Below are 21596 nucleotides of genomic sequence, written 5' to 3' on the forward strand. Positions count from 1 at the left end.
CACTCAACATATTCATTTAAAAAATCATAGTAAAGAAGAGGGAGGAACAGTTTTGAAAGACGGAAAAATCATTGAAGTTTCCGGTCCACTAATTAAAGCAAGTGGTATGGAAGATGCAGCTGTTCGTGATATTTGTTTAGTAGGCGAACTACAATTAACAGGGGAAATCCTTGAAATGCACGGAGATGTGGCTTCTATTCAGGTATACGAGGAAACTTCTGGTCTTGAACCTGGACAAGTAGTAAAAACAACTGGTCAACCATTATCAGTTGAGCTTGGACCTGGTATGTTAACTAAAATGTTTGATGGTATTCAGCGTCCATTACAAGAATTTATTGATGAAACTGAATCAAATTACTTAGAACGTGGTGTTCAAATCGCAGCTTTAGATCGTTCAGCTGTTTGGCATTTTACCCCAACTGTTGAAGTAGGTACACAAGTAACTAGCGGTGACGTTGTGGGTACTGTTCAAGAAGGTCCAGTAATTGAACACCGCATCATGGTACCAGTCGGTGTATCAGGTACAGTCAAATCTATTCAAGAAGGTGACTACACATTAAATGATAATGTGTATGTTTTAGAAACTGAACAAGGTGAAAAATCATTTACAATGATGCAAAAATGGCCAGTTCGTCAAGGTCGTCCTTTTGCAGAAAAATACACACCAAATAAAATTATGACAACGGGTCAACGTGTTATCGATACCTTCTTCCCAATTTCTAAGGGTGGAGCGGCTGCAGTCCCAGGGCCATTCGGTGCAGGTAAGACAGTTGTACAACACCAAATTGCTAAATATGCAGATGTTGATATCGTAATTTATGTTGGTTGTGGTGAACGTGGTAATGAGATGACGGACGTAATTAATGAGTTCCCTGAACTTGTTGACCCTAAAACTGGTGAATCTATCATGGAACGTACGGTATTAATTGCAAACACGTCAAACATGCCTGTAGCGGCTCGTGAAGCATCTGTTTATACAGGTATCACAATTGCTGAATATTTCCGTGATATGGGTTATTCAGTAGCCATTATGGCCGATTCAACTTCTCGTTGGGCCGAGGCACTTCGTGAAATGTCTGGTCGTCTTGAAGAGATGCCTGGTGACGAAGGTTACCCAGCTTACTTAGGTTCTCGTATTGCTGAATACTATGAACGTGCAGGTATTGTCCGTACTTTAGGTAGTGAAGGACGCACTGGTTCAGTTACAGCGGTTGGTGCCGTTTCACCTCCAGGTGGGGATACATCAGAACCAGTAACACAAAATACATTACGTGTTGTAAAAGTATTCTGGTCGCTAGATGCAAATCTATCTCGCCAACGTCATTTCCCAGCCATTAACTGGCTAAACTCATACTCTTTATATGATTCAGAAATCTACAAGGGCGTAGCAGCAGAATTAGGCGTTGAATGGGGACAATGGGTTCAAAAAGCGATGAACATCCTAACTGAAGAAGAAAGTTTACAGGAAGTTGTCCAATTGGTTGGTGTAGATGCTTTATCTGAAAAAGATAAAATGACATTATTAATCGCAGCGATGATTCGTGAAGGTTACCTACAACAAAATGCCTTTGATGACGTTGACACCACAACATCAGCGAAGAAACAAGAGAAAATGTTAGCGAACATTTTAACCTTTGATAAAGAAGCACGACAAATCATGGAAAATGGTGCATACTATCAAGAAATTGCGGATAATACTATCGATTTACGCGAAAGTATCGTGCGTTCTAAATTTATCCCAGAAGATCAATTAGACCGTATTGATGCAATCAACGATGAAATTAAAGCAGCTATGAAAGAGATTTTGAAAGGAGGTAGCTACGCATAATGTTGAAAGAGTATAAATCTATCTCCGACGTTTATGGTCCCTTAATGATTGTAGATGATGTTGAGGGGATTAGTTTTGATGAATTAGTAGAAGTACAATTACAAACCGGTGAAAAACGTCTCGGACAAGTGTTACAAGTTGAAGAAAGTCGTGCAGTTGTACAAATCTATGGTGGTGGTTCGGGTATTAACCTACAAGACACTAAAGTCCGCTTCCAAGGACACCCATTAGAATTCGGTGTTTCTGAAGATATGATTGGGCGTGTGTTTGACGGATTAGGTAATATCAATGACGATGGGCCAGAAATTATTGCTGATGAAAGTCGCGATATCAACGGTCAAGCGATCAACCCTATGGCGCGTGACTATCCAGATGAATTTATTCAAACGGGTATTTCAACGATTGATCACCTAAACACATTAGTACGTGGTCAAAAACTACCTGTATTCTCAGGTTCAGGTTTACCACATAAAGAGCTTGCAGCGCAAATTGCCCGTCAAGCAACTGTTTTAGGGGATGACGACCAATTTGCTGTTGTCTTTGCAGCGATGGGTGTTACCTTTGAAGAAGCTGAATACTTCATGGAATCATTCCGTGAAACAGGTGCCATCGACCGTTCTGTATTGTTTATCAACTTAGCAGATGACCCTTCAATTGAGCGTTTAGCAACACCAAAAATTGCTTTGACAGCAGCAGAATACTTAGCATACGAAAAAGACATGCAAGTATTGGTCATTATGACAGATATGACCAACTACTGTGAAGCTTTACGTGAAGTATCCGCAGCTCGCCGTGAAGTGCCAGGACGTCGTGGTTATCCAGGTTACTTATATACAAACTTGTCTACACTATATGAACGTGCAGGTCGTATCAAAGGTTCTAAAGGTTCAGTAACCCAAATACCAATCTTGACAATGCCAGAAGATGACATTACGCATCCAATTCCTGACTTGACAGGTTATATTACGGAAGGTCAGATTATCCTAGATCGTGATCTTGATGCACGTGGTATTGAACCACCAATCAACGTATTGCCATCACTTTCTCGTCTAAAAGATAAAGGTACGGGTGAAGGTAAAACACGTAAAGACCATGCAGCGACAATGAACCAATTATTTGCCGCTTATGCAAAAGGTAAGCAAGCGAAAGAGCTTTCTCAAGTATTGGGTGAATCAGCTTTATCTGAAACAGACAAGAAATATGTAGCCTTTACTACAGCATTTGAAGAGAAATATGTTGACCAAGGATTCGAGTACAACCGTACAATTAAAGAAACCTTAGACCTAGCTTGGGAATTGCTTGCTATTTTACCTCGTACAGAATTAACGCGTATTAAAGATGATTTAATTGATACATACATGCCTTCAACTGAAGGAGAGTGATCTTAAATGGCAAATGCGCTAAATGTCAAACCGACAAGGATGGAACTGAGCACATTAAAAGCTCGTTTAAAGGTTGCCCAAAACGGTTACGACTTACTAAAAGATAAACAAGACGAACTCATGCGTCAATTTATTGAATTAATCAAAGAAAATAACAGTTTGCGTAATGAGGTTGAGGAAGAATTGTCTGGTGCATTAAGTAACTTCGTATTAGCATCATCATCCATGAATGATGCCTTTATGGAAGAGATTGTTGCCTTACCAACAAAACAAGTCAACTTAGAAATTGTCCGTAAAAATATCATGAGTGTTGACGTACCTAAAATGTCATTCTCATACGATGATGACAATGAAAATAATGACAACGAAGTCAAATATGGTTACTTAAATACGTCTAGTGAATTAGATGATGCCATTGAAGTCTTGAATGAGGTCATGCCTAAGCTATTAAAATTGAGTGAAATTGAAAAAACATGTCAATTAATGGCAACAGAAATTGAATCTACAAGACGTCGAGTAAATGCGTTAGAATACCGGATGATTCCAAATATTCAAGAAACCATCAAGTATATTCAAATGAAACTAGATGAAAACGAACGGGCATCCATTACGCGTATGATTAAAGTAAAAGACATGGGTTAATAATAGGATGTGAGAGTCGACGCTAAGAAAGGAAACGTTGGAAGATTAGCGGTGAAGATGACACAGTCATCTGCAAGCTAATCTGAAACGCAGTCCTTTCTGGAGACTCGAGCTCAACTTCACAGGATGTGAGAGTCGACGCTAAGAAAGGAAACGTTGGAAGATTAGCGGTGAAGATGACACAGTCATCTGCAAGCTAATCTAAAACGCAGTCCTCCCTGGAGGCTTGAACCCGACTAAGGGTGTGAGCGAACCCGACTAGGAGCTTGAGGTGCTATGTTTGCAACGTTAGCCAGTCTAATTGTAACCATACGCAGCTTTCGATTTGCACTTACTTATCATTCGCAATAATTTTCAAAGTGAGAGACCAAATCAATTAAAACAATTGGTTTGGTCTCTTTTCTATACAGCAAAAAAGCCGATGACCGTTCTACTAGTCATCAGCTTCCTATGTTGTAATGTCGATTTCATTAGTTCTTGTCCAAGGTACGGTTATGTTTGCTTGTCAAAGTATACCACATGTGATGGGTGGATGTTTGAGTTTAATATTAGGGAAGAAGTCCTTTACAAAGCTTCCTTAAAAATGGTATAATTAAATTTGCCGAAAGGCCTTGCGGCAAGGGTAGAGATGTGAACCGGGTCAGATGGGGAACCAAGCAGCTCTAAGCATTGTCTATCCTGTGCTGTAAGTTAGTATACATTTAAATGGCTAGAAGCCAAAACGCCAAGTGTGAACTTTCATGCTTGGCGTTTTTTTTGATTTCTTTTAAAGATTATTGAATCCATACCATAGTAAGACAAGGGCAATTAAAGCGAATACTAAGGGCAAAATATAAGCTGTGGCGAAGTCTAGCCATTGTGCCACTCTTGAATAAATGGTTGTCAGCTTGCTGTTAAAGAAAAGTGACATGAAGAATAAGCCGTATAAGGGTAGAACATACAAGATAAACGAATAAAACGCTAGTAAGATGGTTGCTTGTAAACCCGTAATCGCACTTGTTGCAAAGTAACCGAGTAAAGCTAGGTAAGGCGCAGCAGAAGATAACTCGGCCACACATGTAGCAGCACCTATCATGAATAAAGATATAGGAGATAGGTGGTTGTCATCAGGATTTTTGATGTGATGATAATCAGCTTGGTCAACTTGATCTGCCTCGACTTTATCTTTTACCCTATATTTGTAAATCAAATAAGTGATAATAAAGGCACCCATCAACAAACTTGTAATGGGCCAAAAGGTTGGAAATTGATGGTTAATCCAGTTAAAAGCCAGCATAATCCAATTGGAAAAGCCAAAATAAAAGATTAAACCAAAAATAAAATTAACAAAACTATTGGCAAATATAAAAGCTAAAATATGATAAGGAGATTTAATTTTGGACTGTAGGATGAATTGCTGGGTGAGAGAGATAGGGTTTAGGCCATCAATCAGACCTGCAATTAAGGTAGTTGTTATAACTGTAAACATCATTTCCTCCTTAAAAAAGCCGGATAGATAGCTAAGCAGCACACCTTCATAGTGAAGAGGCTATCTACTCAAGCATATCTATCCGACGATAGTTGTGAATTTGTCGCTATCTTATCAAAATAATTATAGATTAGCAAGGTACTTAATAGATTTAAAACTTACTAAATATAAAGTTTCTATTTAACATAGAACCCTTATATTCATTAAGTAGAGAATAATCCTACTTTAATCGAACGTATGTGCTATAATTAAAACATCTTATATAGAAATGGGTGAGCTACATGGCAAATTCTGTAAGTTCTTCAGCGCGGAGTAAGTGGACAATTGACGCTTTTTTCTCTGGTGTAGGAGGAATTGAGCTAGGCTTTGAAAATACTGGCAAGTTCAGAGTGGTGTACGCTAATGAATTTGATAAAAATGCAACAATTACTTATAAAGAAAATTATCCAAATGTAAATTTTGATAATCGAGATATACACGATGTAACCGAAAACTTGGAAGATATTCCGAAAGCGGATGTTGTAGTAGGAGGTTTTCCTTGCCAAGCTTTTTCAATTGCGGGATATCGAAAAGGATTTGAAGATGAACGTGGTGATTTATTTTTTGAGTTGTTAAAAGTAATAAAAGATAAACAACCAAAAGCTATAATGATTGAAAATGTAAAAAATATGGTATCACATGATCATGGTAATACATTTAAAGTCATACGTGAAGCCCTTGTGATGAGTGGTTACAATATTAAGTGGAAGGTATTGAACGGCAAAGATTATGGGAATGTTCCTCAAAATAGAGAACGTATCTATGTGGTTGGATTTAAATCAAAAGCTGCTTATGATTATTATGAATTTCCAGAAAAGATAGAACTGGAGCGAGGATTAGATTCTGTTATAGATTTTGGTTTAGAAGCAGAAGAGCGTTATTACTACTCTGAAGAGAAGACTCCTTTTTGGGATAAATTAGCACCAAAAATTGTTTCCCAAGATACTGTCTATCAATGGCGAAGACAGTATGTTAGAGAAAATAAATCAGGTGTTGTGCCAACATTGACTGCAAATATGGGCACTGGTGGACATAATGTACCTTTGATATTAACTGATGACGGACGAATTAGAAAGTTAACACCTAAGGAAACATTTAATGTTCAAGGATTTCCAGAAACATTCAAATTACCCGAAATATCAAACGGACAACTATATAAACAAGCGGGGAACAGTGTTGTAGTCCCTGTAATTGAAAGAATTGCACATAATATTGATTCAGCATTAACGCAAGCACAGAATATGACTGAGTCTACAGTGAATCAAGAAGGCATTTATTCAATTATGTTTACAAGTATGAAGGGGCGTTTTTGGGGACAATCAGAATTAATCAAAACTGTGGATAGTTTAGAAGAATTAGAAAAATTTGCTGAAGAAAATGAAATTGAGTTTTTAGGTCACAATGACTATTTACATCAAGTTCAAAAAAATAAAGATATGGTTTTCTATAGTTATGAGTAATACTACTAACTAGGTTATATTTTGTAATTAAATTTTGATGAATACTTTTACCTTATGAGGAGACAAATATGTGGGAATTGTTGAACGATAGAGATAAGGAAAATTATAGATTGTTGATGACAAATTTTGCTAGTTTGAGTGAAGCTTTTTCACAAAAAGCTAGTGATGAAGAGGCAGTAGCACCGATAGTAAATTCTAAATTTCAAGAAACGGCTTTTCAGAAAGCCTTCAATGCAGTTGCTGAGGATATTGCAAATACTAGTTTTGATGCCTCAATAGAATTATCTGATGGTCAAAAATTTCTAATAGGTATTAAGTCTTTTGGTATCGCTTCAGGAGATCAAAAGATTGCCCAGTTTAAGGCAATTAGTCGCGAGGATAATTGGGATAGATTTATTAATCGAGCAATAGCTAATTTAAAATATTTACCTCAAGACGAGAGCGATACTGAAGTAGATCAAAATAATTATAAGGAACACTATTTAGCATTAGCTCGAAAAATTGCAGAGGTGCGTAATGATCGTATAGCCTCATCTAAAGCTCTAGCCAAAGGTTTTGATGGAGAATCTGAGGATATTGAGATGATCTATCATGTACTTATGCCAACTAAAAAAGGTACCCCTCCTAAAATATATGTTGGTGAAACAGATTATACGCCAATCGATATAGAGAATATTCAAATATTGGATCCTATGGCAAAGCCACAAAATTTCAAATTTACGGACGGTAAACATGTTTATAAATACACGAGTGCAGACTCTCAGCTACTGATGAGTTTCAATAATCGTGATATAGTTGTAGATTCTTGGGATATCGAGTATGTAGATAATGCTTTTAAATTCTTTCAAAATCTCCATATGTACGCATTCGAAGAGGAAGTTGATGTTCAACCGATTGAATCTTTCTCATGGATGATTCCAAATGTAGAAGGTAAAGTAGAAGAGAGCTCTGGTTATAACGCTTTTGATGGCGGATCAAAAATGAGTAAGCAAGATAACTATAGAGAACGTAGAATTAAAAAACTTATTCAAAAATTCCAAGGTAACATCCCTATAACTGAATTGAATTTTATTCGCCAGACGCTAGAATTTATTCTATTGTCAGACCATAAAACGGCAAATGAAAAGGCCGAAATGAAAAAGAAACGGTCTGAATTAAGAGACTTGGTTATTCATCTAAATAACGAAGAGCTTAAAAAAGATATCTTTTCAATGGTATACCGTCCAGTAAGTGAGATGTATATTCCAATTCCAAATTCAAAAACTTTTCATCAAGAACATCCTGATTTCTTTGGTCCTTCTATCGGAACTTTTAAAGGTAATTCTAGTACATTAGCATTGCCAAAGGAAGAGAGAACTTTTACTTTGGAATTTCTACCGAGTGGTAATCAAATTGAAGCCTATATTAATCAAGATAACGGGAAAAGTATTCAATCGATAGCTAATCAAGGTATTCTTGGTGAGTGGATTTTAAGAGAAGTATTTCAATTAGATGAATATGAACCATTAACAGATAAACGTTTAAATGAATTAGGCATTAATGCAGTTCGTTTATCAAAATACGAAAAGAATCCAGAAATTATCTATTTTGAATTTATATGGATAGATGAAAATAAACCTCCAAAGGATGCTATTGGGTGGGTAAGTAATGTTAATAATAAGGATAGTCAATTATAAAATTAAAAAGACCGTAGGCTTCAAGTTAGATGAATTTGAAGCTTACGGTCTTTTGTATACCAAATAAGAAAGATCAAAAAAAACGGATAATCCCCGTGCTTACCATCACTATTTAAATGCGTGATGATGAAGCGGAGTTACCCGTTTCTCATAATAAATGATGCTACATGTTTATTTAAAAGTTTAAATTAATCCTGCTAATGTTGGTAGCCACATTGAGAAGGCCGGAATATAAGTTACCAGTAGTAAGCCGGCTAGAATGGCTGAATAGTAACCTAAAATGTATGGCATCACTTTCGCTAATGTTGAACGACCAACTCGGATAGCAACGAATAAGGTGTTACCAACTGGTGGTGTGATGTTACCAATACATAGATTGTAAGTTAGTATAATCCCGAAATGGACGGGTGAGATACCAAATGATTCTGCAATTGGTAAGAAGATAGGTGTAAAAATTAAGATGGCAGGTGTCACATCCATAAAGGTACCAGCGATTAATAGGATAATGTTGATAATTAACATGATGAATAATGGGCTATCAGTTAAAGATAGTAAGCTTCCAGCTATCGCTTGCGGGATACCTGTAAAGGCCATAACCCATGATAGGATGTTTGACACACCAATTAAGAACACGACCATACCAGATGTTTCAACGGAATCGACTAAAATTTTATATAAGTCTTTCCAAGTAATGGTTTTATAGATAAATACCGAAATGATCAAGGCGTAGATAACAGCGATTGCTGAACCTTCAGTAGCCGTGAATACCCCAGCAATAATCCCACCGATTACAATGACGATCAGAGATAATGGCAGAAGTGCATCTATTGTTGCACGACCTAAGCGACCCCAATCAAATTTACCAGTTTCACCGGTATAACCTTTTCGTTTTGATAATACTAAGGCAACAACCATACAAGCAACCATCCAGATAATTCCTGGAATATAACCTGCAACAAATAAGGCTGCAACTGAAGTACCACCTGATACTAATGAATAGGTAATTAAAGCGTTTGAAGGTGGAATGAGTAGTCCAGATGGGGCTGAAGCACCATTAGTAGCAGCTGCTAAGTCCATATCATAGCCAGCTTCCTCTTCCCCTTCTTTCACCATGCCACCAACTGCGGCAGCAGCAGCTGCTGCTGAACCAGAAATTGCCCCAAATAAAGCATTTGCGCCAATATTGGTTAATAATAGTGAGCCTGGAATCTTACCAACAATTGCTTGAACAAAATGAACTAACCGTTTGGCAATTCCCCCTTGGTTCATAATATTTCCTGCTAGAACGAAGAAAGGGATGGCAACTAGCGTAAAGGATGAGGTCCCAGAAAAGATACGTTGGGCACCTGTAATTAACGTAATATCTAACGGTACAGTTGGAAGAATAGCCCCAACTGCTGCAATAGCGATTGAAACTGCAATAGGTGCGCCTAGAATTAGTAATAAGGCTAGGAGCACGATCATGATAATAAGTGATTGTACGGCCATATTAATCCTCCTCTTCTACAATATTTTTACGTGCATCAATCAGGTCTTTAATATTTAAGACACTGTATAAGGCAATGAATATACCGGAAATCGGAATACACATATAGAAGTAACCCATTTGTAGGGGGAGTGAAGAAGATAATTGTCCCATTGTTAATTTCGTGATTTCAAAACCACCGTATACCATAACAGTTAAAGCGAAAATTAAATTCAATATTTCAGCTAAAATTTGTAGACTATTTTGATGTACAGAAGAAAAGCGTTCAACAATTACAGGGATATTCATATGCTCTCTTTTACCAAAAACATAAGCTGCCCCAAATACGGTTACCCAAGCAAACATATAAGCAGCCAATTCTTCAGACCAAGTACTTGGATGGTTGAGAATATACCGGGTAAATACTTGCCAAATCACTAATAAAGTTAAAGCGGCCATGGCTACAGCACAAAGTGACCGCATGGCCTTATCGATGATGTTTCTCAATTGTTTCATGAGGCATCTCCTTCCCTAGTATTATTTGTATAGTTTTCATTTTTCTCTTGAATCTTATTATAGGTGTCTTGTAATTCTGGATAAGCCTCTAACATAGCGTCATGTAGTGGTAAGACAGCTTCTTTAAATGGTTCGATATCAGGATAATTAAAGACAACATTCATATCATTTTCAGCACGATCGCGCGCTTCTGCTACTTTCTCTTCCCAAGCTTGATGTTGGGTTTCTTCCATTATTTTAAAGGCCTCATCAAAAGTAGCCTGTTCACTTTCTGGTAAAGCCTCTAGAAAACGTGTTGAAACAATCACTTCATCAGGAATCATTTGGTGCATGGTGTAAGAGTAATTTTTTACAACATCACCATGACCATTTTCTGTTAAGGCTAACTCATTATTTTCAGCCCCGTCAATCACACCTGATTGGATAGCGGTATAAACATCACCAAAGCCCATTGGTGTCGCTGACCCACCAAGTAAGTTCATCATGGATACGTTAGTAGGTGATTGTTGCACCCGAATTTTCTTCCCAGCTAAGTCAGATACTTCATCAATCGGCGTATCTTTTACATAGAAATTACGCGTACCCGCATCTAACCAGGCCTTGGTCACAAAACCTGACTCTATTGTGCCATTAAAAATCGACGCAACAATTTCTGGATCATCCATGGCTGCATGGTAAGCCTCTGGGGATTCGAACAGGTAAGGTAGGTTAAAAATTTGGAAGTCGGTGTTAAATGTCTCTAAAATAGAGTTACTTGCAACGGTGACTTCAATGGCACCTGTTTGCGTTAATTGTACTAAATTTGTTTGTGTACCCAATAATTCACTTGGATATATTTGTACGTCGTACTTATCACCATACTTACTTTCAATAAATTCTTCAAAGGCTAACATCCCAATATGGGTAGGATGGTCTGAAGATTGATTATGCGCTAGTCGGATAATTTGCTTGTCAGCACCTGAAGCGGTTACATTTCTTTGTCTAGAAAACAAAAATAAGCCGCCAGCAATGAGTATAATGATAGCGAACAAAGCCAATAAACCTTTATTGGCTTTTTTTGCATAATTTGCCATAAAAAACGCTCCTTCTTTTATATAATATATTGCACTATTTATAGTATAGTATTTTTTGAAAGCGAATTCAAAGGGTATTAAGAAAAAAGGTCATGATATTTTATTTACGAAAATTTTATCGATTATGATGTAAATATTGTGCAATTATAGCTTTTTATTGTTTTTAATTAGTGATAGATCACTGTATCTAATGAAGAAAAAGTCCTTTACTTATCAATTATCTAGAAATGGTTTATGATGAGCGTGGTAAACTATTTGAAGAAGGAGTGGTATAGATGAAAGCGTGGGTACTTAATCAAGCAGGTGGACCGGATAACTTTGAATTACAAGATATAGCTAAACCTAAAGCAGAACTGGGTGAAGCTTTAGTACAAGTGAAAGCTATTGGGATTAATCGCCATGATGTGATGTCTAGAAATGGTTTAAAGGCTGATGCCACTACTGAAGAACGAGTGATTGGGATTGAAATTGCCGGTGAAGTGGTGGATATCAATCCAGAAGACCACGAATCTAGTCATGTGGCAATAGGGGACCATGTTGCAGGGATTATTACCCATGGTGCTTATGCTGAGTATGCTCGCTTACCCCTTAGTCGAGCCATGGTATTTCCAAAAGATACGCCATTCACCACCGCAGCTGCGATTCCTGAGGCCTTCATGACGGCCTATCAAACAATCTATTGGATTGGTGACCTACAAGAAGGTGAACGGATCCTTGTTCATGCAGCGGGTTCTGGCGTTGGGACTGCAGCCATCCAGCTGGCTAACCACCTGTCCAAGGCAGAAATTTTTGCCACCGCAGGCCGTCAGGATAAACTGGACTTAGCTCAAAAATTAGGTGCGCAAACCACCATCAATTATAAGGCAGAAAATTTCGCCGACGTGATTTCTGAAGCAACTGATAAGAAAGGTGTCGATGTTATTCTAGATTTCATTGGCGCGTCCTATGCAGCTAAAAATTTGTCCACTATTGGTGTAGATGGTCGTTGGGTATTGATTGGTGTGCTTGGAGGAACAGAGGTTTCAGACTTTGATATGGGTCAATTGCTCTTTAAGCGAGTGAAACTGCAAGGCACTTTATTATCCAATAGGGCTGATGATTACAAGGCCAGTTTAGTAGCAGACGTGAATAGGGATGTAGTACCTTTAATTGCGGATGGTACAATTCACCCAGTGATTGATTCAGTGATCAATTTTGATCACTTACCAGAGGCGCATAGATATATGGAAGCCAATAAAAATCTGGGTAAAATTATCGTGAGCTTAGAAGAATAAGGTTGCGGATTTCTCTTTGGAAAATGATATAGGGTGTTTGCTAGCAAGTTGGCAGACGCCTTTTTTTGATTAAAAATAAATGAGAAAATGGATTGCTTTATTTGTCAGCTTTGATACAATGAGAATAATATTTATCATTGTTTTCTAATGCAAAAGGAGCTGACAGGTATGGAAGAAACGAAAATGCAGGAGATTGCTCAGTATTTGTATGATGCGGAGAAGCGTAAGACGCCGATTGATAATGTGACAGAGGTGTTTAATGTATCCTTTGATGAGCAGGAGGCTTATGATATTCAAGATTTAGTCGTAGCTTTAAAGAAGGAGACGGATGGAGAAACGGCGGCCTATAAGATTGGATTGACGTCCCCAGCTAAAATTAAACAGTTAAATATCGATCAACCGGTATATGCACACATTTTTGAGTATATGATTTCTTACGATGGGGAACCCTTATCGATGACACGCTTTATCCATCCTCGTATTGAGCCGGAAGTGACCATTGTCTTGAAAGATGATATTTATCAAGAGCAAGTAACTTTTGAAGAAGTGATGGAAAAGATTGATTATGTCTATTCTTCTGTTGAAGTGGTAGATTCTCGCTACCATGGTTTCCGTTTTTCTTTAGAAGATGTGGTGGCGGATAATACTTCTTGTCAAGGTGCCATTTATTCTAAGACGCATTTCACTTTAGACCAAGTAGATATTTTGAATGAAAAGGCAAGTGTTTATATTAATGGGGAAAAGATTGATGAAGGTTACGGGAAAGATGTAGCGAATCATCCGGCCAATGCGGTTGTTTTCTTAGCCAATGCCTTATATAAACGTGGTGTAACCCTAAAAGCAGGTGTACCAATCATGACCGGAGGGATGACCAAAGCCAACAAGATTGAAGTTGGTGACAAGGTTGAAGTGAAGTTTGACAGCTTGGATGATATTCGTTTTGAAGTTGTTGAATAAAGCAAAATATAGGCAGCTAGTGAGGTTCTATAAACCATTACTAGCTGGTTTTTTTGTAGTCCTTTCAAAAAAATAACAAGTTTTTTCTATATAATAGGTCATTTAATTGCAACCTTTATATAGAAGAAACTTGTTGATATTTTATATTCAATGAACGAAACAATCTATTGCTTACTTGGCAAAGGCTGCTTCAACTTGTTTTGGGACACGGTCTTGTTGGTCTGTGAAAGGAATAAAAACATCACGAGATGATTTCATGGCATATTGGATGTTTTTCCCATCTGCTGTATATTCTACTACACGGTAGTATGGGTCATGATAGAAGATAAAGCGGTAATTGTTCGCTAAAGCTTCTGGCATGAGGTCTTGTTTGGCTGAGATAGAGTCCATTGGGTAATCATCTAAACCACCAACCCAAAGTGGATTTGTGTGAACGAAAGTCAATAGGATATCTGCCATATGTAGCATGGTCTCGCCTGCTTGTTCAAGACGAATAATCGTATGGCCAGGACTGTGACCACCAGTTACTTCCATGGTAATCCCTTCGGCAATCGTAATGCTATCCGTAAAGGTTTCTACTTGTCCTTGGATGGCTTCCCAGTTTTCTTTCGGATAAGTATTTTTTGTTCGGGCATTCGGATGTCTTACGGCATCCCATTCAATATCAGAGATATAAATGGTTGCATTGGGGAACGTTGAGTGCCATTGGTCATCCTCAAAGTAAGTCAAGCCACTAGCATGGTCGTTATGCATATGGGTCATCATAATAACATCGATATCTAAAGGTGTAAGACCAAGGATTTCAAAGTCTTCTTGTATATTGCCTTCTTGTTGTAGACCTACATTACGTTTGCCTTTTTCGTTGAATTTATCCAAGTTAAAGGATGCATCGATTAAATAGTTTTTTCCTTGGTATTGAATAAGGATTGGGTCACAAACTTCAGCTACTTGATTTTTGTCATTATAAGGATAGTATCGCCCCCAAAGTGTTCTTGGTACGGGGCCGAAAATTGTGCCACCATCTGTACCAATCATTGCGCCGTTCAACCAAGACAGAGTCATTTCGTGGAAAGTATAGGTATCTATCATCGTAAAAATCTCCTTTATATATGTTGTATTGAGCGTTCATTTAATCATTTATATTTTATTGGTTACCTTCGATAATCATTGATATTCCTTGGCCACCGCCGATACATAGGGTAGCTAGACCATATCTGGATTGTTGTTTCATCATTTCATGGACTAGGGTGACTAGGATACGGGCACCGGATGCACCAATTGGGTGACCTAAGGCGATAGCCCCACCATTCACATTGACTTTATCCATATCTACATCTAGGTCCTGTAGTACACATAGGGCTTGAGCAGCAAAGGCTTCATTGGCTTCAATTAAGTCTATGTCTTGAATCGTTAATTGGGCTTTATCCAATGCTTTTTTGGTTGCTGGGATTGGGCCAGTTCCCATGATTGCTGGATCTACACCGGCACTTGCGAAAGCTTTAATTGTTGCCAATGGTTGAGCCCCGATAGCTTTAGCTTTCTCTTTTGACATCAAAACAATCGCTGCTGCACCATCGTTAATACCTGAAGCGTTAGCTGCTGTCACAGTGCCACCGTCACGTTTGAATGCTGGCTTTAGTTTAGAAAGTGATTCTGCTGTTACACCAGCGCGAGGGTATTCATCCGTGTCAATTTGGATAGCATCACCACGTTTTTGTGGCACGGATACAGGGGTAATTTCATCGTGGAATCGATTAGCATTGAGCGCAGCTTCGGCTTTTTGTTGACTGGAGGCGGCGAAAGCGTCTTGGTCCTCGCGCGTAAAACCATATTTCTCAACAATATTTTCTGCGGTAATGCCCATATGGTAGTGATTGAAAGCGTCTGTTAAACCATCCTTAATCATGGTATCGACAATTTTCTTGTCACCCATCCGCATACCCCAACGTGCATCGTCAGTGATGTAAGGGGATCGGCTCATATTCTCAGTTCCACCAGCAACCACAACCTCTGATTCGCCTACCATAATACTTTGTGCGGCAAGGGCCACAGCTTTCAAACCTGAACCGCAAACCTTGTTGACAGTGAAAGCAGGTTTTTCAACAGGGATTCCGGCAGCGACTGCAACTTGACGAGCAACGTTTTGACCTAAACCTGCGCTTAAGACGTTACCGAAGATAAGCTCATCTACTATGGCTGGATCGATGTTGGCTTTTTCTAAGGCCCCTTGAACAGCTACCTTACCTAAGTCAACAGCGGAAACATTTTTAAATACGCCACCGAATGATCCGATGGGGGTTCTTTGTGCAGCTACGATTACGACATCTTGCATTTGAAAACTCCTTTCGAGGGTTACTGGATAATTATTTAGACAAATTTGAAAAACATCTATTCACTTAAAAGCTGATTATCAGAAACAAAAAAAGACTGCGAGCCAATTATGCGGCCCGCAGTCTTACTAGCTAAGAGCCCGCATTCACGAGAAATAGGACTCTTCCATATGTTGGAACAATCCTAGTTAGCTAATAATAATAATAATAAAGATGTATGTGTCTGGTAATCAGTAGAGGTCATTGACCAAGAGGTATTGGTCATATTTGTAAAATCTGTATGCATTGCCATTTTGGTCTCACTCCTTTGATTTAAGTTGTTGTTATCTTATCATCACATTTTCATTTAATCAAGCATTTTACACATTTGTTTTTAATTTAATTTTATTTGAATAGATTTGACATCAGGTAAATCCTTATGTATCAATGCTTTTTTGCTTATATATTATTTTCAAAAAATGAGAAAATGATGAGTTCGAATCGGAGAGGGAGCGACACTTTATGGCTGAAAGTCATTTATATACAAAAATTGTATATTTTTCAACAATCGTTTTTATCCCTTTTTTGAGGATAAATGAATCTTAAAAAAGATATTTCCTACATAAGAAGGCCAAAAAATCTACTGCATCTTTTTCTTGGGAAGGCTCTTATCAAAAAAGCCTGAATGAACAGCTAAATGTTTTCTCTTGTTGCTTTTAATAAAATGAGATGTTAAGGTGACACCAATCAAAAAAAACTCATAAAATTTTAATAAAACAATCGATATTGGAGGAATGCATGATGGCACTAGAAAACGTAGATTATGGAAATATCAATGAAATACCTTACCGCCCATTACGTCCAGGGATTGATCAAGCAGTATTCGCAATGTCAGGAGATGGGGTCAATGTAACTGTGAATCGGGTGGAGAATGGGAATGATTTAAGACCGCATACGCATGAAGACCATCAACAAATTGCCTGGATCTTACAGGGTGAATGTGATTACTACGTGGATGGTGAGCCATTTCGTATGACAGCAGGTTCTTGGGTAGTTGTACCTAAGGGGGTTGAACACTATATACACGTTTACGATTCTCCAGAAACAGTAGTGAATGTAGATATTTTCGCTCCAGCACGTGAGGACTATAACGAAGCTTATAGCCAATTCTTGAAAGCACAAGGATATGAAGGCTTTAATATTATTGATTAATATAGGCTAAACCAGGATAAATTTGTAAATGCATTAAACTCGGGAAAAGGATGATATAAATGGAAATGCGCAACCTTGTAAAAGAAAAAATTGCTGAAAAAGGCTATGCCATAGGTGCTTTTGTGGCATCTAGCTCCTCTTTAAATACGGAAATTTTGGGTGTTAATGGTTTTGACTTTGCCATGATTGACTTTGAACATGCTCAAACTAGTTTAGAAACAGCTTTAGACATGGTGCGCGCAGCGGAGTTATACGGTACAGCGCCATATGCTCGGGTTTATAATCCTGAAGATGGTCCGATGATGGGGCGAATGTTAGATATTGGCTTACATGGTTTGATGATTCCAATGGTCAATACTAAGGCGCAAGCTGAATTTGTTATTCAAAACACTAAAATGCCGCCTATTGGTATTCGTGGTAAAGGGATTGGACGTGGACCGTTATGGGGTGCCTACGAAAACTACAATAATGGTGAAGTAGACGAAAAGTCCATGGTCATTGTGCAATGTGAAACCCCAGAAGCAGTTGAAAATGTAGAAGACATTGTAAGTGTTGAAGGGATTGATTGTGTCTATATTGGTCGTCTTGATTTAGCGCATGCTATGGGCGTTGAAGATCCTTCAACAAGTCCAGAACTTGAAGACAATATTCAAAAAGTACTCAAGGCCTGTAAAGAAGCTGGGGTAATTCCTGGCATCTTTACAGCCAACGCACAAGATGCCATTAACCGAATTGAACAAGGTTTCCAATTCGTTACAGTACTGAATGACTTGGCTTTCTTCCGTCAAGCCACCAAAACTAGAATTGATGACGTTCGTAAAGGTGTAGAAGGGGATCAATACCAAGTAGATGATGCGGTATTCTTGAAATAATGGATATTGGTATAGTAAATAAAAAAACAAGGTAAGCCACATTTGCTTTCGTGGCTTACCTTGTTTTATTTTTATAAGTTTTCTAATTTTGTTGCTGCTTCTTCCCAAACAGTCATCACTTGGTCTAAGGCTTTTTCTGTTTCTTGAAGGGATTGATTTAATTCGTTTAATTTCTCAAAATCATCAAGAAATTCAGGTTTTGTCATATCCAATTGAATTGCTTCAATTTTATCTTCTAAATCAGCCATTGTTTCTTCATGTTGGGCAATTTCCCGTTGTAATTTTCGTTGTTCTCTTTGTTTCTCTTTAGACATTTGAAAAGCTTGTTTAGTATCGGAAGCTGGTTCAACAACTGTTTTTTCTGCTTTCTCTGAATTATTTTCAGCTGCTAGTAAAGCAAGACGTTCTTCTTCTGCTGCTTTTTTAGCCACGTAATAATCATAGTCGCCTAGATAAAGCGTTGAACCTTCAGGATTGATTTCTAAAACAGAGGTCGCAATTCGGTTAATGAAGTACCGGTCATGGCTAACAAATAATAGTGTACCATCGTATTCGATTAAGGCATTCTCTAATACTTCTTTAGAATCAATATCTAAGTGGTTGGTTGGCTCATCGAGAATTAAGAAATTATCATGATCAAGGGAAAGTTTTGCCAGTTCAAGTCGGGCTTTTTCCCCACCAGAAAGCGTTGCGACAGATTTAGCCACATCATTTCCTGTGAATAGGAAGGATCCAAGGATCGTCCGAATATCTCGCTCCATCATAGTTGGATGTTCGTCCCATAATTCATGGAGGACATCTTTTGTCGAGTTTAAATTGCCTAATTCTTGGTCGTAGTAGCCAATTTGTAGATGCGCACCATAGTCGATAGTACCGCGTAAAGCAGGGATTTGTTTAATAATCGTCTTTAGTAAGGTTGATTTTCCAACACCATTTGGCCCAACAATAGCAATAGCTTCCTGTTTGCGTAATTGGAAGGAGATAGGTTCAGCCAAAACGTTATTTGGGCTATATCCTATGGCTAATTTGTTGGCTTGCAGTACATCATTTCCAGAACTTTCAGCTACGGAGAACTGAATCCGGGCAGATTTTTCATCGTTTAAAGGCTTTTCAATTTTGGTCATTTTCTCTAATTGCTTACGACGTGACTGTGCCATTTTGGTGGTCGAAGCGCGTACGATATTACGTGCTACGTAGTCTTCTAATTTGGCAATTTCTTCTTGTTGTTTTTCGTAAGCTTTCATTTGCAAGGTGATACGTTGTGCCCGTTCTTTCAGGTAGAATGAGTAGTTTCCCTTATAGTAATGAATGCCTTGGTGCGCCATCTCATAAGTTTCGTTAGTCACTGCATCTAAGAAATAACGGTCATGAGACACAATTAGTAGGGCACCGGGATATTTTGGTAAGTAATTTTCTAGCCAAGTTAAAGTCTCGATATCTAAGTGGTTGGTTGGCTCATCTAGAATAAATAAATCCTTTTTCTCGAGTAATATTTTCGCTAAAGCCAGACGCGTCCGTTGACCACCAGAAAGCGTTGAAATCTTACGGTCATAATCTTCATCAAAGAATTGGAAACCGTGTAAAACCATGCGGATTTCAGATTCGTAGCCATAGGCGTTGAAACGAATCAAGTCCTCTTGAAGTTGGTCATAGCGGTTGAGGGCAGCTTCGTAGGCTTCTTCATCTTGCATGAGCTTTTCATCTGCTAAGGCAAGGGCTGCTGTTTCTGATTCTTTTAATAACTTGATGACAGGTTCAAATACTGAAAGCATTTCTTCATAAATTGTCCGGTCACCGGAAACAGCGGTATGTTGGTCCATATAGGCGATGGTTGTTCCTTTTGTTAAGGAAACTTGACCGTCATCAGGCGCTTCAATGTTGGCTAACATTTTTAATAGTGTCGATTTACCGGCACCGTTACGGCCAACTAGCGCAATTCGGCTGTTATGTTGGATAGTCATTTGTACATCTTCAAATATCACTTCAACGCCATAGCGTCGAGCTAGATTTGAACCTTGTAATATGATCATAGTCGGCATGATCCTTTCATTTGATAGTATGTATCATTTTACCATAAAAAAATGAGCATTTAATGGAAACGTTTTATTGGAAAGGTTGCATTTTTTGATATATATCAAAAGTAACCAATGGATAGGTCTTGTGTTAATTTCACAAACTTGGTATACTGTTTAAGAAATTATATCAGTATAAGAAAGAGGATGAACATGCGTAAAATACCCAAAGCCACTGCCAAAAGATTACCACTATATCATCGCTACCTGCGTGTATTCAAAAATATGGGGAAAACACGTGTTTCTTCAACAGAATTAAGTGAAGCAGTAAAAGTTGAAAGTGCAACGATTAGACGTGACTTTTCATACTTTGGTGCTTTAGGTAAACGCGGATACGGCTATGATATCGATGCTTTATTAGACTTCTTTGGTAAAACATTAAGCCAAGACCGCTTAACAACAGTAGCGCTAGTCGGTGTAGGGAATCTTGGTAATGCTTTATTAAATTACAATTTTAAAAAATCAAATAATATTCGAATTGGTGCCGCCTTCGATATCAATCAGGATATCATCGGTACAGTCCACAATGGTGTTCCTGTTTATGATATGAAGGATTTAACTGAACAATTAAAATTAATGGATATTGAAGTAGTGATTCTCTCAGTACCTGAGGCAGTTGCACAAGATACAGTTCCTGCATTAGAACAAGCAAATATTAAAGGTATTTTGAACTTTACACCAGTAAGATTAGATGTGCCAGATAATATTCGGGTACAAGATGTAGACTTCACGAATGAACTCCAAACATTAGTCTACTTTATTTCAACAAATGCATAATATAATGGCTGCATCTATATCAGCAAGCGAATAGGCCGAGATCGTTCATCTCGACCTATTTTTTTATATCTATGATGGGTGTGAAAGTTTGTTAAGTTTCACATATGGGCGCTAAAATGATATAAAAATATTTGCAATATTTATCAAAATCGATTTAATTCAAGTTTATTGTTTAGATTTAAACTGCCGTAGCACGTTGAGTGTATTCAACAAGTCAACAATTTCATAGGCGGCAACTGCTAGGGCTAAGTATACTGTCCAGTTCCATCCAGAACCTTCTACACTGCCGATAGCGAAGCTTATGGCTAGAAAAATAAATACTAATTTGAATAGTAATAGAAATATTACTGGTCCTTTTAACATAAAAATACTGACATTCCTCTCTTAATAGCTAATAGCACATTTTGATTTTTATCAAAATATGACACATTCTTCAACTATTAAAACTAACGTACTTTCCGCATAAAATCAAGGTTTTCAACTTATAAAAGAAAATAGGTCAAAAAAAGTCAACCTTTCTCTTGCAATTCAGATTTGAATGTTTTAATATAAGAAATATAGAGATTAGCAGTCG

General features: G+C 37.9%; 18 protein-coding genes and 1 other RNA gene. 11 read left to right on the plus strand and 8 right to left on the minus strand.

The window, feature by feature from the left end:
- Positions 1-52 precede the first annotated feature (52 nt).
- From CJ191_RS07105 to ffs, 4 genes are all read left to right on the plus strand, one after another.
- Complete coding sequence (locus CJ191_RS07105; protein WP_070467308.1) at positions 53-1828, plus strand: V-type ATP synthase subunit A; 1776 nt, start codon at positions 53-55, stop codon at positions 1826-1828.
- On the plus strand, positions 1828-3210 hold the full coding sequence (locus CJ191_RS07110) for a V-type ATP synthase subunit B (protein ID WP_070467309.1): 1383 nt from the start codon (positions 1828-1830) through the stop codon (positions 3208-3210). Before CJ191_RS07105 ends, CJ191_RS07110 begins: the two co-directional genes overlap by 1 nt.
- Before the next feature lie 6 nt (positions 3211-3216).
- Positions 3217-3852, plus strand: coding sequence for a V-type ATP synthase subunit D (locus tag CJ191_RS07115; protein ID WP_070467311.1), 636 nt, complete (start codon positions 3217-3219; stop codon positions 3850-3852).
- A 603-nt stretch (positions 3853-4455) separates the two neighbouring features.
- An RNA gene (gene ffs, locus CJ191_RS07120) (signal recognition particle sRNA small type) lies at positions 4456-4555 on the plus strand.
- 63 nt (positions 4556-4618) lie between these two features.
- Here the strand turns inward: ffs and CJ191_RS07125 are convergent.
- Positions 4619-5320, minus strand: coding sequence for a GAP family protein (locus CJ191_RS07125; protein WP_102199389.1), 702 nt, complete (start codon positions 5318-5320; stop codon positions 4619-4621).
- Between the two features lie 281 nt (positions 5321-5601).
- Here CJ191_RS07125 and CJ191_RS07130 point away from each other — a divergent pair, with 281 nt between their 5' ends.
- Together CJ191_RS07130 and CJ191_RS07135 are read left to right on the plus strand one after the other, a co-directional pair.
- Complete coding sequence (locus CJ191_RS07130) at positions 5602-6819, plus strand: DNA cytosine methyltransferase (protein WP_102199390.1); 1218 nt, start codon at positions 5602-5604, stop codon at positions 6817-6819.
- Between the two features lie 68 nt (positions 6820-6887).
- The gene (locus CJ191_RS07135) at positions 6888-8495 is read left to right on the plus strand and encodes a hypothetical protein (RefSeq protein WP_102199391.1); all 1608 of its coding nucleotides are present in this window, start codon (positions 6888-6890) and stop codon (positions 8493-8495) included.
- Between the two features lie 183 nt (positions 8496-8678).
- On the opposite strand, the gene CJ191_RS07140 is transcribed toward CJ191_RS07135, so the two are convergent.
- From CJ191_RS07140 to CJ191_RS07150, 3 genes are read right to left on the minus strand one after another with little or no spacing between them, the layout of a single operon-like run.
- Positions 8679-9983: a TRAP transporter large permease gene (locus tag CJ191_RS07140; RefSeq protein ID WP_102199392.1), complete on the minus strand. Its 1305-nt coding sequence runs from the start codon at positions 9981-9983 to the stop codon at positions 8679-8681.
- A 1-nt stretch (position 9984) separates the two neighbouring features.
- Complete coding sequence (locus CJ191_RS07145; protein WP_102199393.1) at positions 9985-10476, minus strand: TRAP transporter small permease; 492 nt, start codon at positions 10474-10476, stop codon at positions 9985-9987.
- Positions 10473-11549 carry a TRAP transporter substrate-binding protein gene (locus CJ191_RS07150; RefSeq protein WP_102199394.1) on the minus strand — a complete coding sequence of 359 codons (1077 nt, stop codon included), beginning with the start codon at positions 11547-11549 and terminating at the stop codon, positions 10473-10475. Before CJ191_RS07150 ends, CJ191_RS07145 begins: the two co-directional genes overlap by 4 nt.
- 275 nt (positions 11550-11824) lie before the next feature.
- Between CJ191_RS07150 and CJ191_RS07155 the strand changes: the two genes are divergently transcribed.
- The gene (locus CJ191_RS07155; RefSeq protein ID WP_102199395.1) at positions 11825-12823 is read left to right on the plus strand and encodes an NAD(P)H-quinone oxidoreductase; all 999 of its coding nucleotides are present in this window, start codon (positions 11825-11827) and stop codon (positions 12821-12823) included.
- A gap of 168 nt (positions 12824-12991) precedes the next feature.
- The gene (locus CJ191_RS07160; protein ID WP_102199396.1) at positions 12992-13780 is read left to right on the plus strand and encodes a 2-keto-4-pentenoate hydratase; all 789 of its coding nucleotides are present in this window, start codon (positions 12992-12994) and stop codon (positions 13778-13780) included.
- 171 nt (positions 13781-13951) lie between these two features.
- Here the strand turns inward: CJ191_RS07160 and CJ191_RS07165 are convergent, their stop codons facing one another.
- The gene (locus CJ191_RS07165; RefSeq protein ID WP_102199397.1) at positions 13952-14869 is read right to left on the minus strand and encodes an MBL fold metallo-hydrolase; all 918 of its coding nucleotides are present in this window, start codon (positions 14867-14869) and stop codon (positions 13952-13954) included.
- A 55-nt stretch (positions 14870-14924) separates the two neighbouring features.
- On the minus strand, positions 14925-16112 hold the full coding sequence (locus CJ191_RS07170; RefSeq protein WP_102199398.1) for an acetyl-CoA C-acetyltransferase: 1188 nt from the start codon (positions 16110-16112) through the stop codon (positions 14925-14927).
- 778 nt (positions 16113-16890) lie between these two features.
- Between CJ191_RS07170 and CJ191_RS07175 the strand changes: the two genes are divergently transcribed.
- Entirely contained in the window at positions 16891-17301 is a 411-nt protein-coding gene (locus tag CJ191_RS07175; RefSeq protein WP_070468153.1) for a cupin domain-containing protein, read from the plus strand.
- Between the two features lie 59 nt (positions 17302-17360).
- Positions 17361-18173, plus strand: a complete 813-nt coding sequence (locus CJ191_RS07180) for an HpcH/HpaI aldolase family protein (RefSeq protein WP_070468152.1) — start codon at positions 17361-17363, stop codon at positions 18171-18173.
- A 71-nt stretch (positions 18174-18244) separates the two neighbouring features.
- Here the strand turns inward: CJ191_RS07180 and CJ191_RS07185 are convergent, their stop codons facing one another.
- The gene (locus CJ191_RS07185) at positions 18245-20203 is read right to left on the minus strand and encodes an ABC-F family ATP-binding cassette domain-containing protein (protein ID WP_102199399.1); all 1959 of its coding nucleotides are present in this window, start codon (positions 20201-20203) and stop codon (positions 18245-18247) included.
- Positions 20204-20398: 195 nt separating this feature from the next.
- On the opposite strand from CJ191_RS07185, the gene CJ191_RS07190 reads away from it, so the two are divergent.
- Positions 20399-21022, plus strand: a complete 624-nt coding sequence (locus tag CJ191_RS07190) for a redox-sensing transcriptional repressor Rex (protein WP_083272773.1) — start codon at positions 20399-20401, stop codon at positions 21020-21022.
- 165 nt (positions 21023-21187) lie between these two features.
- Here CJ191_RS07190 and CJ191_RS07195 read toward each other — a convergent pair whose 3' ends face one another.
- Complete coding sequence (locus tag CJ191_RS07195) at positions 21188-21385, minus strand: hypothetical protein (protein WP_070468149.1); 198 nt, start codon at positions 21383-21385, stop codon at positions 21188-21190.
- Positions 21386-21596 lie beyond the last annotated feature (211 nt).

Origin of the sequence: Aerococcus viridans (assembly GCF_002871935.1) — a bacterium.
GTDB lineage: Bacteria > Bacillota > Bacilli > Lactobacillales > Aerococcaceae > Aerococcus > Aerococcus viridans_B.